Origin of the sequence: Maribacter sp. R86514, from assembly GCF_044597005.1 — a bacterium.
In the GTDB taxonomy this organism is placed as follows: domain Bacteria; phylum Bacteroidota; class Bacteroidia; order Flavobacteriales; family Flavobacteriaceae; genus Maribacter.
The window spans coordinates 2993416-3010367 of record NZ_CP138999.1; the positions used below are offsets into that span (position 1 = coordinate 2993416).

Annotated in this window: 11 protein-coding genes; 2 read left to right on the top strand and 9 right to left on the bottom strand. The window is 35.0% G+C overall.

Annotated elements, in window-relative coordinates:
* Positions 1-109 precede the first annotated feature (109 nt).
* The 4 genes from SJY30_RS13050 to SJY30_RS13065 all read right to left on the bottom strand — a co-directional run bounded on the left by SJY30_RS13050 (position 110) and on the right by SJY30_RS13065 (position 9745).
* Positions 110-3457: a VCBS repeat-containing protein gene (locus SJY30_RS13050; protein WP_396632608.1), complete on the bottom strand. Its 3348-nt coding sequence runs from the start codon at positions 3455-3457 to the stop codon at positions 110-112.
* A gap of 80 nt (positions 3458-3537) precedes the next feature.
* Positions 3538-5121 carry a RagB/SusD family nutrient uptake outer membrane protein gene (locus SJY30_RS13055; RefSeq protein WP_396632609.1) on the bottom strand — a complete coding sequence of 528 codons (1584 nt, stop codon included), beginning with the start codon at positions 5119-5121 and terminating at the stop codon, positions 3538-3540.
* A 19-nt stretch (positions 5122-5140) separates the two neighbouring features.
* A complete protein-coding gene (locus SJY30_RS13060; protein WP_396632610.1) occupies positions 5141-8467 on the bottom strand; it encodes a SusC/RagA family TonB-linked outer membrane protein in 3327 nt (1108 codons plus the stop codon).
* A 105-nt stretch (positions 8468-8572) separates the two neighbouring features.
* Positions 8573-9745 carry a FecR family protein gene (locus SJY30_RS13065; RefSeq protein ID WP_396632611.1) on the bottom strand — a complete coding sequence of 391 codons (1173 nt, stop codon included), beginning with the start codon at positions 9743-9745 and terminating at the stop codon, positions 8573-8575.
* Positions 9746-9790: 45 nt separating this feature from the next.
* On the opposite strand from SJY30_RS13065, the gene SJY30_RS13070 reads away from it, so the two are divergent.
* Entirely contained in the window at positions 9791-10384 is a 594-nt protein-coding gene (locus tag SJY30_RS13070; RefSeq protein WP_396632612.1) for an RNA polymerase sigma factor, read from the top strand.
* Between the two features lie 128 nt (positions 10385-10512).
* Here SJY30_RS13070 and sufD read toward each other — a convergent pair whose 3' ends face one another.
* The 5 genes from sufD to SJY30_RS13095 form a co-directional block, all read right to left on the bottom strand.
* Positions 10513-11829, bottom strand: coding sequence for a Fe-S cluster assembly protein SufD (gene sufD / locus SJY30_RS13075; RefSeq protein WP_396632613.1), 1317 nt, complete (start codon positions 11827-11829; stop codon positions 10513-10515).
* A 78-nt stretch (positions 11830-11907) separates the two neighbouring features.
* A complete protein-coding gene (sufC, locus tag SJY30_RS13080) occupies positions 11908-12660 on the bottom strand; it encodes a Fe-S cluster assembly ATPase SufC (RefSeq protein ID WP_036151120.1) in 753 nt (250 codons plus the stop codon).
* A 60-nt stretch (positions 12661-12720) separates the two neighbouring features.
* Positions 12721-14166, bottom strand: coding sequence for a Fe-S cluster assembly protein SufB (sufB, locus tag SJY30_RS13085; RefSeq protein WP_396632614.1), 1446 nt, complete (start codon positions 14164-14166; stop codon positions 12721-12723).
* Between the two features lie 40 nt (positions 14167-14206).
* Complete coding sequence (locus tag SJY30_RS13090; protein ID WP_396635330.1) at positions 14207-14440, bottom strand: four helix bundle protein; 234 nt, start codon at positions 14438-14440, stop codon at positions 14207-14209.
* 175 nt (positions 14441-14615) lie between these two features.
* A complete protein-coding gene (locus tag SJY30_RS13095) occupies positions 14616-14945 on the bottom strand; it encodes an iron-sulfur cluster assembly accessory protein (RefSeq protein ID WP_073241609.1) in 330 nt (109 codons plus the stop codon).
* 521 nt (positions 14946-15466) lie between these two features.
* Between SJY30_RS13095 and SJY30_RS13100 the strand changes: the two genes are divergently transcribed.
* On the top strand, positions 15467-16876 hold the full coding sequence (locus tag SJY30_RS13100; RefSeq protein ID WP_396632615.1) for a Gfo/Idh/MocA family protein: 1410 nt from the start codon (positions 15467-15469) through the stop codon (positions 16874-16876).
* Positions 16877-16952: the final 76 nt, after the last annotated feature.

Here is a 16952-nt window from a genome sequence, read left to right on the forward strand (position 1 = left end):
ATTTATAGGTAAAATACATCATAAAAAAGCTACACTGTTGAAGTGTCGCTTTTGTAAGTTTTATGGTAATTTTTACTGAAAAAACCTTATTCGCATAAGTAAACCGTTACTAATTAATGCTTCTGTAAAGCTTATGCAGATCATTATTATTGATTACCAAAAGAAATTGTTGATCAGCTTGCAATATTGATATTACCTTTCTTGTATCTCCATTTAAATAAAGACCAGTCTCCTTATTTGGAATTTCTTTAAACCGCCCTTTATTTTGACCTTTAAAATAAGTAGAAATACCGGCATCATACCTAGTTGTTTCTGGTTCTGACATATGGTTGTTTCCTGCGAGAATTAAATCTTTAAACCCGTCTTTATCAAAATCTTCATATATAATGGCATTAACGGGCGACCTTTGTGCAGCAAATTTAAAAGGTTCAAAACTAAAGTCTCCTTCACCATTATTAATAAATATGCCAGAGCGAAACTCAACTACTTCATAATGAAGCGATTCTTCTAAATCTTCTCCTATAATTCCTTCTAAATCACGACTGGCAAAATCTTGATAAGAAGTAATACGTTTTTCCAAATACGGTAATTGTTCTGTCATACAAGACTTTCCCCTAATGGGTACTTCTTTGCCTTTATATGTTTTTGCCAGCAAAATATCTTCACTACCGTTGCCATCAAAGTCTTTAGTGTAAATTTTAAAAGGATCTTCTTTAGAGGCATGAAATTTAGAATTGAGACCCAAGTTACCTGCTATAATATCCATATCTCCGTCTTGATCTACATCTTCAACCAAGATAGCGCTCCACCAACCAGAATGCTTTGCCAATTCTTTGTAGGTATCCTTTTGTATTAATTGTTCCCCATTGTTTACAAAGACCTCAACACCCATCCACTCGCCTGTAACGATAAGATCTAATACTTCATCATTATTTATATCTGCCCAAGCTGCTGCGGTTACCATACCTATTTTCTCTAATTGCGGAGCAACATTAGCCGTTACATTTTTTAAAATTCCGTTTTCATTTTTTAAGATATAACTTTTTGGCGCTGTTGGGTATTTACCGGGTACTACCCTACCGCCTACAAAAAGATCTAAATCTCCATCTTTATCATAATCACCTGAAATTACCACCGAACCAGAAGATGTTATTTTTGGCAGTCTATGAACCTCTCTTTTAAAATTTCCCTGTCCGTCGTTTATATATAACCGGTCTTGTAAATCATTAATATCGCTGTATGCTTCATAACTACCGCTAACAACATATAAATCTTGATCACCATCTTGATCTATATCTATAAAAAGCGCACCTTGATCTTCATAGTTTTTATCGGTCTTAAAATCTTTAATTCCTGTTTCTTTAAAACCACCTGTGGGCTCAGCTATATAAAGCTGCCCCGCTTGATTTTTTGCCCCACCGATATACACATCGATTAGTCCGTCTTTATTTACATCTGCTTTCGTTACCGATGGTCCCGTCTGCGATAGTTTATTAGGCAAAAGAACTTGCAGGTCAAAGTCATTAAAATAAGCATCTTCATGCTTTGCCAACGAAGTTACCTCTACAAACAACGGTTTCTTTTCATCTTCAGGTTCATGCTCTAAAATTGCGTCATTAAAATGTATGGTCAACAATTTATTAGAGGTTACATCTTCAATTTTCTGAATTTTACCATCTGGCCAAAAAATTTCCAAATAATCTATTGTTGAATTTTTATCAAACCCAAAGTGAAGATTATTTGCTACAGACGAAAGGTACCCTCTGGCATTTATAAGTTGCCTTACTAAACTAGTACCGTCATTTAATACCAACTTTACTTTTGCACCTACCCCAAACGGATTTGTTTCTGGTCCTTTAAAATTTACCTTTAAAAAGTTTCCTTTATTTTGCTCTATAGCATTGTTCTTAAGTATGGTAGCTGGTTCGTTTATATTATTGACAATAATGTCTAAATCTCCATCATTATCTAAATCTGCATAGGTAGATCCATTTGAAAAAGAGGCCTCGGTATTAGACCATTTTTCAGTCGTATTCTTAAAAGTTAAATCGCCATTGTTCTTAAAAAAATAATTATTCAATTTTTGCTGCGGTAACATTTTAGAATATTTCAGCTTATCTTCTTTAGTAGGCTCATCAGCGGTTTGCATTAATTTAGTACTGATTTCGGCACTTTTGTCCCTATCAATTACATCTCTAAATACACCGTTGGTTATATATGCATCATTAAATCCGTCCAAATCAAAGTCTGCCAATAGTAATGACCAGCTCCAATCGGTATTCGCTATACCTGCTAAATTCGCTATTTCACTGAACGTACCGTTGCCATTGTTCAATTGCAACATGTTATGCATGTACTGATAATGGTAGCCATTATTCACCATATTCTCGAACTTGGTCAAAGGTGTCATGGCCATGGTCGTTTTAGAACGAACGTAATCTTCAGGATTCATATCCAAGGTCATAAAATCTGAAAAACCATCATTGTTAATATCGGCAACATCACTACCCATACTATTGAAAGACATATGCTTGAACATATTTTTACCTGATTCTGTAAAGGTTTTATCGCCATTATTTAAATAAACCAGATCCGGACCATTAAAATCATTACTTATATAAATATCTAAAAACCTATCACCATTTAGGTCGGCTACTTGCGGATTTAAACCGTAACCCAAATCATAGACCAAACCAGCTTCTTCTGAAACATCTTTGAACTTACCGTTACCGTCATTTTCGTAAAAACGATCACTTCCCTTTAATTTTAATGTAGATGGATTATTGTAGAACATATCTAAACTTAAGACGCTTGATCTTGTAGATCCACCCATTGGTGCGTTAGAAACGTATGCATCTAGATCATTATCATTGTCATAATCAAAGAAGGTGGTCTGTATACTTCTATTGGCATCTGCCAGACCCATTTCTTTTCCTTTTTCTGTAAAAGTGAGATTACCATTGTTGATATAGAGCAAGTTTTCAAATTTACCATCCTCTTCTTGCCAACCTCCGCGAGAAATATAAATATCTAAAAAACCGTCATTGTTTACATCTGCGAACGTTACGCCGGTATTAAAGCCTGGTCTATGCAAAATACCCACTTCTTCGCTGACCTCGACAAAAGTAAAGTTGCCCTTGTTCAAATATAATTTGTCTGGAGAAAGATTTGAAGTAAAATATAAATCTACCAGTCCGTCGTTGTTAATGTCGCCAGCTGCCACACCACCACCCATGTAAAGGTAGATATAAGAGAAGTAATTTGAGTCTGTAGTTTCTTCTAAGTGGTTAACAAAATCTATTCCTGAAGAATCTGGTGAAATCGTTTCAAAAAGCAATGGTGCAGAATTGCCTAAATCATTTTCGTTAGATGATATTCTTTTACAGGCAATTGTGCTGCAAAAACACAACAAATAGAACAAGAAATATTTAAAACTACTTTTTTGACTTAACAACATAAACATTTAATGACTTGGTAAAAAAAAGCTGCCAACATTATTGTTGACAGCTTATAAAAAAACTAACTCAACTCAATAACTTAGTACCCAGGGTTCTGCTCGATATTAGGGTTTGTATTAATCTCTATTTGAGGAATAGGAGCTAATTTAAACTTCTCCTCAAATGGTTTTCTTAATGGTATTTCATTTGTAACAGCTGCTAGTGTTGACGCCAATTCAGCATCAGAAATAACTCCTGCATCGTTCCAACGAATTAAATCTGGAAACCTATAGCCTTCATAAGAAAGTTCTAATCTTCTTTCTTTTATAATAGCATCCATTAAATCACCATCTGCAGCAGTGGTATTTGCCAATTCTACTCTAGTTCGAACTCTATTGATATAGGTTCTTGCCTTGCCCAAATCGCCACCACCTAATACATGCGCCTCAGCAGCCATTAGCAATACATCCCCAAATCTTAATAAACGCCAGTTTGTACCATTGTTCAGTGTAATTACAGGACCTTTTGCCTCATCTAAATACTGTGCCAATTTTGATCTGATCAAACCATGGTAACCATAAATTTCGTTAGAGGGTACTTTGAAAGTAACGCCACCTGCCAAAAATTCTTCTTCGGTAATCATAGTACCTTGTCTTCTTACATCATCTCCTTCCGCAAGATAGGCATCATATAAACCTGGCAAAGGATAACCACAACCAAAACCTGGTTCTTGGTTAATACCTGCCATAGTATCGAAACTTTCAATTCTAGGGGCAAATTGCAACATTAATACATTATCAGAATTAAATTTAGCCTCTCCCCAATTATAACCACCTAAAGTAATCGCTTTATCTTCTGTATATGATAGTTCAAATAATGATTCAATACCGAATTCTTGGTCTTTTCTCCAAATTCTATCATACTCGGGAGCAAGGTCAAATTCACCAGAAATAATTGCAAGGTCTAATTGTTCTGCCGCCAAAGCATATTTTTGTTGGTATAGATAAGCCTTACCTAAAAGGGCTTGTGCCGCACCTCTATTTGCTCTATACTTATTTGCTTGACTGTATTCACTTTTTAAAGGAAGTACACTGATAGCGTCTATAAGATCTTGCTCAATTTGTGCCCAAATAGTACCTTGCTCTGCAGGTAACTGTTGATACTCATCAGGGTTTAATTCAGAGGTCACCAACGGAATATTCTCGCCGAACAATGTTACAAGGTCAAAATAATTATATGCCCTTAAAAATTTTGCCTCACCGGCTATTTTTTCGCGCTCAGGACTGTCGGTAGGCATATTATCCAATAACACGTTTACACGACCAATACCTTGAAATAAATTATTGAACATTTTACTCGAGTGTGCATTATTGGCATCAAAATCATATTCTGTCAACCTTTCATAACTTAGCTTGTCTGCTCTTCTGATACCACCTGCGGTAACTTCATCACCCATCATCAACCTGTAAGTCCAAGGTGTTTCCCATAAATTAGAATAAGTAACGCCTAAGGTCATATAACCGGCCAGTACCCCTTGCAGAGCACCTTGATCCGTTTGAAAAAATGTGTCTGGTGATTCACCTCCTTTAAGTTCATTAGTGTAAAAATCATCTGAACAAGATATTACTACACTTACAGCTAATAAAAGGCCAAATGCATATTTTATATAATTTGAATTTTTCATAGTTCTAAATTTTTATTCGTTAAAATGATAATGACATACCAAAAATGAAACTTCTTGGTGTTGGGTAAAAACCTTTGTCCACACCAATACTATTATTGGCAGAAGCTCCAATTTCTGGATCTAAACCTGAGTAATTAGTAAATGTAAAATAGTTTTCAAGCGATATATAGGTTCTAAATTTTGAAATAGGAAGTTTATCTGTAATAGACTCTGGTAAAGTATATCCTAATTGTATTTGCTTTATTTTAGTATAAGAACCATCTTCGACCAATAAATCACTTCTATATGCATTGCCGGTATGTGCTACTGTTGGCCAAGTAGCATCGGTTCTACCAGGTGTCCATCGACCATTATAATAATTTATAGGTAAATTGATGTTACCGTTATCGGTTCTTATAATACCGTTTAGGATTTCATTACCAGATACACCTTGTAAAAATACGTTTAGATCAAAGTCTTTGTAACCAAGGTTAATATTTGCTCCGTATATAAGATCCGGGTGAGGATCACCAATATACGTTTCGTCACCAGCTGTAATGCCCTCTTCACCGTCGGTATCTACAAATATTGGTTCGCCTGTAGTAGCATCTATTCCATCTGTCTTGTAACCTCTAAAATACCAGATTGGAAAACCTTCTTCTAGCCATGTCGATGTCCAGTTATTATTAGAAACCGTACCTGCCAATCTATCTACAGATGAATTTAAGCCAACTACTTCGTTCTTTAGGGTACTAAAGTTAAAATTAAGACCATATCTAAAGTCTTCACCGACCGTATCGTTATATCCTAAAGAAAATTCAAAACCTTTATTCTCAACATCACCTGCATTTATAAACGAGGCTTTATTACCCGCCTCTAAAGGAGGAGTGTTCACTGTTAAAAGATCTCTTGTCGTTTTTTTGTAATAGTCCATTACAATAGACAACTTACTGTTGAAAAATTTAGCTTCAATTCCTAAATCTAGTTGCTCACTTGTTTCCCAAGTTAAATCTAAGTTCGTTAGTTGTCTAGGTTCAATAACGGTTATAAGATTACCTTCACCATCTGTATAATTTAAATCTTTACTAGATAGAAATCCTAAATAATCAAAATTACCTAGATTGGATAAACTACCGTTTTCACCCCAACTACCTCTAAACTTTAAAAAGTTGATAACATTGGAATCTTGCGGAAAGAAATCTTCATTAGAAACTACCCAACCTGCAGAAAAAGATGGAAAAGTACCCCAACGATTTTCTGATGGCAAGAAAAAATTACTAGCAGCATCTCTTCTTAAGGTTCCTTGTAAAAGATATCTTTCTTTATAATTATACTGTACCCTACCAAAGTAAGAGCCTTGACTAGATTTACCTTCTGTACCAAAAACTTTAGATCCGTTCTGGTTAGCTATAAAATCGAACTCACCATACCTAATATCATTTACCGTAGTTGGCCCTGCCGATAGATCTGTAGACCTAAAAGTATTTTCTTGTGCAGATACACCTGCAACAACATTTACATTATGATCGCCAAAATCTTTAGAATAAGTTACAAAATTCTCCCACTGCCAAAAGAATGAAAACCTATTCTCTTCATACACTTCAGATTGATCACCTCTATGGTTAGGGCTGTATTGAAATTGTCTTGTAAATCTGTGAAAGTTAGAAGTATTGGAGTTAAACCCTAATCTAGAAGTAAATTTTAAAGCTTCTGAAAATTTAATGTCGCCAAAGATACTTCCTAAAATTCTATTTGTTTTTGTTTCACCTTCCGTAGAAGCAATACGGGCCAATGGGTTCATACTCGTAACTACTGGGCTAATACCAAATATATTACCATCTCTGTTACGTAATACAATATCGAACCTATCACTTATCAAACCTAAACTTGCATCTGATATGCTTGCAACATTTGGGTAAACCGCAGGCGTTAAAGGATCCATTCTTAACGCAGAGGAAAGTACCCCGTTAGTTTGATCGTTCTCTCTTATAGCAGACCGTTCAGAATGAATATAAGATATATTGTTACCTATTGTCAACCAATCGTTGACCTTGTGCTCACCATTTATTCTTAACGAATACCTTTTAAAACTATCTTTATCGGTAACGATAACTCCATCTTGATCAAGAACAGAAGCTGATACCAAAGTTTTAGATTTCTCACTTCCAGAGCTATACGATATATTATGTCTATTAGCATACCCCGTCTCAAAAACCTCATCTAACCAATTGGTGTCGAACTGAGAATTATCGGTCAAGTCATAATATTCTTTATATTGACTTGCGTTCATATACTCTGAGTTATTAAGTATAGAATTGACGATATATTGGGTGTTTATGGTAAACTCACTTCTTCCCAATTTACCAGATTTAGTAGTAATGATCACAACACCGTTACCACCTTCGGCTCCATAGATGGCAGATGATGCAGCATCTTTAAGAACTTCCATGTTTTCGATGTCGTTAGGGTCAATACTACTAATGTCCCTAGTTCTTAAACCATCTACAATATATAGTGGGTCAGCATTTCCGTTAGAAGAGACACCTCTAATACGTACTGCCGGCGATGCACCTGGCGCACCTGAATTGGGTACTATATAAACCCCAGGGGTTCTACCTTGCAAAGCTTGCTCTGCTCTTGTAAACGAGTTATTGCTTAGGGCTTTTTCATCTACACTGGAAATGGCACCGGTAAGTAGGCTTTTTTTCTGGGCGCCGTAACCTATTACCACTACCTGATCAAGCTCTTGTAAATCTTCCTTAAGTTGAACATTAATAGTGTTGCTACTTGCAACGGTTACCGATTTTGCCATGAAACCTATGTAACTGAACACAAGCACATCTCCCTCTGATACACTTATGGTATAGTTACCGTCAAAATCTGTTTGGGTACCTGTCGTACTACCGTCTACAACAACATTAGCACCAGCTAATGGCAGACCGTCTAGATCTGTCACCGTACCTGATACCTCATTTTCTTGAACGGCATTATCCACTTGGGGAATAATACGTTTAGTTAAAACAATCTGGTTCAGGTTTATTTTAAAATTTAAGCTTGCACTTTCTGAAATCACTTCAAGTACCGGAAATATGGTTTCTCCACTTACGTAAATTGAAATTCTTTGTCTATCATTAATCTCCTTTACATTGTAGAAAAAATTATAGCCTGTTTGAGATTTAATATCCTTTAACACCTTTCTGAGCGGAGTATTCTCGTATTCGATGTTAATTTTCTTTTGAGACATAACGGTATTTGCAGATAACTGAAATAGCATTATTGAAGCAAAAAAGAAGCATAATTTCATTTTCAATCGTAATGATGCACCACGCTCTCTTTCAAGAACCCGCTGGTTAATACATTTTTTCATAATTTTGAATGTCTTTAATAATTAGTTAATGTTCAGTAGTTAGTAGTTAATTGATTTATTATTGATATGTATAAAAGAGAGAGAGGTGCCCTAATACCTCTTTCTCTATTTTTTTGAAATCGTAATTATATTTTGTTCTATTTCATATTTAAAAGGAGTACTCATAGATATGGTCTTAAGTATCAACTCGATTTCTTCATCATCGAATTCTCCCCTAAAAGTTTCATTATTTAGTTCATTGACAGTGTTTATGATTTTTACATTGTTTCTGCGCTCTAGCTTGGCAAGTATTTCAGAAAACTTTAAATCATTGATGACAAGCTTATCTCGCATCCAATCCGTGTACAGATCAGTATCGACCTTATTATTCTCAATACGACTACTGTTTTTATTAAAAGTGGCTTGATGACTTGGTGTTATTTTCACCTCTTTTTCTGGAGCATTGGTTTCATATAAGCTTATAGAACCTTCGACCAATGTTGCCGCTACAGTTTCATCTTCGTTGTAAGATGAAACATTGAACATCGTTCCATAGACCTTTACGTCTACACCGTTAGTGTTTACAATAAATGGATTTTCCTTATTGGTAGTCACATCAAAAAAAGCTTCACCTTCTAAATACACCGTTCTATTTGTATGAGTACCAACAAATTTCTGCGGGAATTTTAATCTAGAACCAGAATTTAGCCATACCTGAGTACCGTCTGACAAGGTTAGCTTGAACGTTTCACCGTAAGGGATATATATTTCATTAAAAACCAATGCTTCGTTACCGTCAACTTCATTATCAAAAGACATGGAATTATCGGCTTTACTAGCAATAACATTACCATTTTTATCTAAGACAACTTCACCACCATCTGCAGAAAGAACTTTAGAAGTACCGTCAGACAATTTTAGAACAATTGAATCTTCATCATAGTTTAGCTCTTTTTCTACGGTTGTACTCACTTGAACCTCTTTCTGAGGTTCAACTAAAAATTCCTTTTTTAAGAATAGCCCAGTACCTAATAACAAAAGAAAAATTGCAGCGTACTTCATCGGCTTCATAAAAACACTTCTTCTCTTATCTTTTAAACCGGTTTTTCGTATAAAATCTTGATAAGATGACAGCGCGTCGAAATCTAGATCTGTGTGTTTGTTAAAATTGCGCACTTGGTTTTTAAAAAAATTCATGTTCTCTTCATTGGCAAAAACCCAAGAGCCCAAAATTCTTTTTTCCTCCTCAGAAATTGATTGCGATAAATATTTATCTATTAAATGTTTATAGTGCTGCATTAACAATCTTTTAACTTTAAGATGCAATTTTCATAAAAAACCCCTATGTTTTTTGATTTTTTTTTATTTTGCACCATGCTTTTATCCAAAAAAAGAGAAAATGAACTTATAATTGAGCTTAAAAAAGGCTCTGCAAAAGCATATGAGCAAATATTCTCAGAGTACTATAATTGGCTCTGTAACTATGTATTTCAGCTATGCGATGATCGTTCTTTGGCTGAAGATATTGTTCAAGAAGTCATCATTAAATTTTGGGAAAAAAGAAAAACGATTATTATTACCACATCCCTAAAAAGCTATTTATTTAAATGTTGTCACAATCAATTTTTACAACATTTGAAAAGTAAAAAGATAAAATTCGATAGGTTAGATCAAGTAAAATGGGATGTTATTTATGAAAGTAATGTCGACAACAGCATTAAAGAAAAAAAAGAAGAAAAATTATATTCTTTAATCAATCAATTACCCTTAAGATGCAGACAAGTATTTATACAGCACAAACTGCATAAAAGAAAATATAAGGAAATTGCAGAAGACATGGACATTTCTATTAAAACGGTAGAGAACCAAATGTCTAAAGCACTACACTTTTTAAGAAAAAATGCAATTATCGCAACTATATTAGGTACCTTCTATTAACACCTTCTATCACATTCAAACTTATGTAATTAATTTAAGTAACTAACCTTAAAACACGATTGAAAAGCATAAAAAAAAGGATAGCTAACTAAATAACTACCCTTTTTAAATTTCTTAATTAATATAGCTTACAAATCAAACCCGAGGTTCACCCCTAGCTTCTTAGCAATCAATTTATTAATTCTAGTCTTTAGTTCTGGAATACGAACAGAAGACAATACGTTATTTGCAAAGGCATACATTAATAATGCTCTAGCTTCTTTCTGAGGAATTCCTCTAGATTGCAGATAAAACAAAGCATCTTCATCAAGTTGACCAATAGTACAACCATGAGAACATTTTACATCATCGGCAAAAATCTCTAATTGCGGTTTTGTATTGATGCTAGCCTTATCACTTATCAAAATATTATTATTTTGCTGAAAAGCATTGGTCTTTTGAGCAATTTTATCAACGATAATCTTACCATTAAAAACACCCGTAGAAGCATCGCCATAGATTCCTTTATAATCTTGATGACTTTCACAATTAGGCTCAATATGATGCACTAAAGTATGATGATCCACGTGCTGCTTTTCTCCTAATATAGTAATCCCTTTCATGGTTGAGTCTATATACTCTCCATTTTGATAGAAATTAAGGTTATTACGGGTCAATTTACCACCGAAAGAGAACGTATGCACCTTAACAAGACTTTTATCTTTCTGATCAATATAGGTATTGTCAATCAGTGAAGCCGTAGGGGCATCATTTTGTATTTTATAGAAATCTACAATAGCACTTTTTGCAGCGAATATCTCAGTAACCGCATTTGTTAGCACCTCATTAGAGGTTAAGCTTTGGTGACGCTCAATAATTTGAACCTCTGCATTTTCCTCTACAACAATTAAATTTCTTGGTTGTAATAATAAAGAAGCCTCATTACCTGTAGAGAAATGTAAAATCTCTATAGGTTTCTTTGGCATTTTATTCTTTGGTATGTAGATATAAGCCCCTTCTCTACTGAACGCAGTGTTCAATGAAGTTAAAGATTCATCTTTAGATGCTATTTTATTAAAATAAACATCAATTACCTGCTTATACATTGGCTTTGTAAGCGCTGCACTCATTAAGCAGATATCTACACCATCATGTGTAGTTTCAGAAAGGTAAGAACTATAAATACCATCAACGAAAACGATTTTATACGTATCGATTTCGTGAATAAAATAAGGTTTCACATCCTTATACTCTAAAGCGTTCTGCTCTTTTGGAAAGATGCTAAAATCTATTTTTTGAATACTATTTAATGAAGTATACTTCCAAGCTTCTTCCTTTTTAGAAGGAAATCCTTTTTCCTCGAAGTTTTTTATAGCTGCCATACGAACATCGTGTACTGGATGCTCAACATCCACGTTGTTCTCAAATGCCATAAAAGAGGAAATCAATTTATCTTTTAAATCCATATTTTTTCAGTTGCCAGTTTGCAGTAGCAGTTGGCAGTTATAATCTCTAATTACTGCCACTGAATACTGTATACTTAATTATACCGCTGTTTCTTGCTTTAACCAGTCGTATCCTTTTTCTTCTAACTCTAGCGCAAGTTCCTTACCACCAGACTTAACGATTTTACCATTATGTAAAACGTGTACGTAATCTGGTACTATATATTCTAACAAACGTTGGTAGTGCGTAATTAAGATTACCGCATTATCCTTACTCTTTAATTTGTTGACACCACTAGCAACAATACGTAGAGCATCAATATCCAAACCAGAATCGGTTTCATCCAATATGGCAACTTTAGGCTCTAACATTGCCATTTGAAAAATCTCGTTACGTTTTTTCTCACCACCAGAGAAACCTTCGTTCAATGACCTAGATAAGAACTTACGGTCAATCTCCAGTAATTCGGATTTCTCACGAATTAGCTTCAACATATCTTTAGCTGGCATATCTTCAAGACCCTTTGCCTTACGAGATTCGTTGATTGCCGTTTTCATAAAGTTGGTAACGGAAACACCAGGAATTTCAACTGGATACTGAAAAGATAGAAAAACACCTTTATGTGCTCTTTCTTCTGGAGAAACATCTTCTAAATCTTCACCACTTAACTCTATTGAACCTTGAGTAACCTCAAAATTCTCGTTACCGGCAATTACAGAAGCCAAGGTACTTTTACCAGAACCGTTAGGTCCCATTATAGCGTGTACTTCACCTGCTTTTACCTCTAAGTTAATTCCTTTTAATATTTCCTTATCGTCTACGTTAGCATGTAGATCTTTAATTTTCAACATAATATGTTACTTTAAATATTGTGGCGCCTACGGCGTTTTACTAAAATCTTAATTACTTTTTTATCCTACAGAACCTTCTAAACTAATTTCCAATAATTTTTGTGCTTCTACAGCAAACTCCATTGGTAGCTTATTCAGGACTTCTTTACTAAAACCGTTTACAATCAATGCAATCGCTTTTTCTGTATCTATACCTCTTTGGTTACAATAGAATATTTGGTCTTCCCCAATTTTACTTGTGGTAGCCTCATGCTCTATCATAGCAGATTTGTTCTTTGCTTCAATATATGGGAAAGTATGTGCACCACACTCGTTACCCATTAGCAAAGAATCGCATTGAGAAAAGTTACGCGCGCCATCTGCACGGCTATTCACTTGTACCAAGCCTCTATAACTATTTTGGGATTTACCAGCAGAAATACCTTTAGAAATTATTGTACTCTTGGTGTTTTTACCAATGTGTACCATTTTAGTACCGGTATCTGCCTGTTGGTAATTATTGGTTACTGCAATAGAATAAAACTCACCAATAGAATTATCTCCTTTTAAGATACAAGAAGGATATTTCCAAGTTACTGCGGATCCTGTTTCAACCTGTGTCCAAGATACTTTAGCGTTCTTTTCGCATATAGCTCTTTTAGTAACGAAGTTGAATACACCACCTTTACCCTCTTTATTACCAGGGAACCAGTTTTGTACCGTTGAGTATTTTATTTCGGCGCCATCTAAAGCTACAAGCTCTACAACTGCGGCGTGTAATTGATTTTCATCTCTAGAAGGTGCTGTACAGCCTTCAAGGTAACTTACATAACTATCTTCATCTGCAATAACCAAAGTACGCTCAAACTGACCTGTACCTGCCTGATTAATTCTGAAGTAAGTAGACAATTCCATTGGGCAACGAACACCTTTAGGAATGTAACAGAAACTACCATCTGAAAAAACAGCGGAGTTCAATGCAGCATAAAAGTTATCTCTTTGTGGAACAACAGAACCAATATATTTCTTTACTAATTCCGGATGCTCTTTTATAGCCTCTGAAATGGAACAGAAAATAATACCCTTTTCAGCTAATGTCTTTTTAAATGTCGTTGCTACGGATACAGAATCCATAACAATGTCAACCGCTACGTTCTGAAGCTTTTTTTGCTCATCTACAGAAATACCCAATTTCTTGTACATCTCTAATAATTCTGGATCTACATCATCCAATGTTTTATTAGGATCAGCTTTCTTTGGCGCAGAATAATAAGATATAGCTTGAAAATCTGGCTTCTCGTAATGAACGTTAGCCCATTCTGGCTCTTCCATTTCTTTCCAGTATTTAAAAGCTTCTAATCTCCAAAGTGTCATCCATTCCGGCTCTCCCTTTTTCTTAGAAATAGCAATTACGATTTCTTCGTTTAAACCATTGGGAAACGTTTCGGACTCAATATCTGTATAGAAACCATACTCATACTCTTTGGTTTCCAGTTCTTTCTTTAATTCTTCTTCTGTATATGCCATATATTTATAGTTAATAAGCTAAAAGTAAAAGAGTTAAAAATTAACCACATCTCTTTTTAACATATTTAATATAGTTCGCCAACTGCTTTGAAATTACAACAATCTGCTCTCTATACTCTATTAATTCTCTTTTATCAAAATATCCAATTTCTTCCATTACATTAAAAAGATTCCTGACTTCACCAGAAGAACCTTTTGAAAAATAAAGAAACCTAATCAACTCCTTGTCAGTTTCTCTTTCAAAACCTTCAGAAATATTATTAGAAATTGAAATAGTTGCTCATCTTAATTGGTCAACCATTGCAAAATCACTTTTTAACGGTTGCCTATCTAACAGATTATAGATATTTCCAGTAAATGTTATCGATAATTTGTATACTTCTAAATCTTCAAAAGAACTATACATAACAACCTTTACTTATTTTCTTTTTCTCTTTTTTACTTAACGTTTATAATGAAAAACTCTCACCACAACCACACGTTCTTTGTGCATTTGGGTTATTAAAAACAAACCCTTTTCCGTTGAGTCCGCCTGAGTATTCCAATACTGTTCCTACTAAGTACAAAAAGCTTTTTTTATCTACAATAATTCGTACATTGTTGTCTTCGAATACTTTATCAGCATCATCTTTCTTGTCGTCAAAATTTAACTCGTAAGACAATCCACTGCATCCGCCACTCTTCACCCCCACACGTACATAATCCGTAGTAGCGTCAAAACCTTCCTCTGTCATAAGGTTTATTACTTTCTGTTTAGCCGTTTCTGATACTTGAATCATAATGAATTAGATTTAATCTAAATAGTTTACAAATATACGTCATAAGTCTGTTTTTTCCATAGAACCTAACATTATTATAAAGTATATTCTAATAGAGAAATACTATACTTCATAAGAAAACAAATATTGCAATTCAACAAGGTCATTTACCTTGTACCATGCTGTGTATTGTTAATTAAGAAACTTTGCCTTTCTTTTTTGAGAACAATACTAAATGCGCCTACATATACATAAAAAAACTGAAATCTATTTCTCGAACATAATATAATTTGCATAGGTGTATAAATAAGAATTTCATACCCTAACTACACAAGCAAAATGTTTAATACAGAACCTTATATATTTCATAATTAACTATTAATCAATTAATAAGACTGAAATAATTATCGATACACAATTCAAAACACCTTACAATCCACCAAAATCTAAGAGATTTCAATTACCTTCAATACCAAATCAAACAACAACAACTTATGTCACACAACAAATCAAACATCAAAAACAACACCCGCCGAAAATTTATGAAAAATACCGGTATGGCGGCAGCCGGTTTTATGATTGTACCCAGACACGTTTTGGGGGGTACCGGCTACATTCCGCCAAGCGATAAACTAAACATTGCTGGCATAGGAGTGGGTGGAAAAGGTCAAAGTGATATTGCATCTTTTGCCGAGAGTGCCCATGTAAATATCGTATCGCTTTGCGATGTTGATAATAGACAAGCAATTACCTCTAGAGAATCATTTCCAAAAGCCAGTTATTTTAATGATTATAGGGAAATGTTGGATAAGGAGGGTAAAAATATAGATGCCGTTTCTGTAGCTACTCCTGATCACAACCACGCTGTTGCAGCATACCAGGCAATGTCAATGGGCAAGCATGTGTACGTTCAAAAACCATTAACCCATGATATTTGGGAAGCAAGAATGCTAACCGAATCTGCAAAGAAATTCAAGGTAGTTACACAAATGGGCAACCAAGGTGGTTCCGGTGATGGCGTACGTACTATGCAAGAAATTTATGATACGGGCATAATTGGGGAAGTACACACCGTAAAATGTTGGACGAACAGAGCCATTTGGCCACAAGCATTACAAACTCCCACCAAGAAAGACCGGATACCAAAAGGCTTGAATTGGGATCTTTGGTTAGGCACCGCTGCAATGCGAGATTACAATAATGCCTACCTGCCTTTTGATTGGAGAGGTTGGTCAGATTTTGGAACAGGCGCACTTGGCGATATGGCTTGCCATATTATGGACCCTGTATATAGAATCCTTCCAATTTTATATCCTGATACGGTAGAATGCAGTGTTTCTGATTCATTCAGCGGAAATTTCCAATACAAAGACTACCCAAAAAGTTTTCCAAACTCCAGTAAAATACATTTAAGCTACCCAAGAACGGACGGCAAAGGAAAAATAAAAGTCACTTGGATGGATGGCGGACTACTACCTGAAAGACCAGAAGAATTAGGAGATGACGAAGCTTTAGGAAACTGGGATGGTGGTGTACTTTTCATTGGTACAAAAGGAAAATTAATGGCAGATTGCTACGGTGCAAATCCGCGTTTGTTACCATTATCATTAAACGAACAATTTGAAGTAGAACAAACTATTGCCCGTGTACCTGAAGGTCATTATTTACAGTGGGTAAATGCATGTATGGCAGGTTATGGCAATGCTGAAACAAGCTCTTCTTTTGATTACGCTGGTCCGTTTACAGAAAGCATACTCATAGGAAACTTGGCATTAAAATCATATTTTGAAGTAGACCCAACCGTAGAAAATCCAAGCTTCTGGGGAGGTGGAAAACAGTACTATGGCAGAAAACGTTTACAATGGGATGCAGCAAATATGAAAATCACCAATTTTGAACCTGCAAACAAATACGTGAAACGTACCTATAGAGAAGGTTATTCGTTAGGGTAAACCATAAATACTTTCATATTTTCAATAGTAAACCCGAAGCTTTTCAGCTTCGGATTTTTTTATGCCATACATCTTG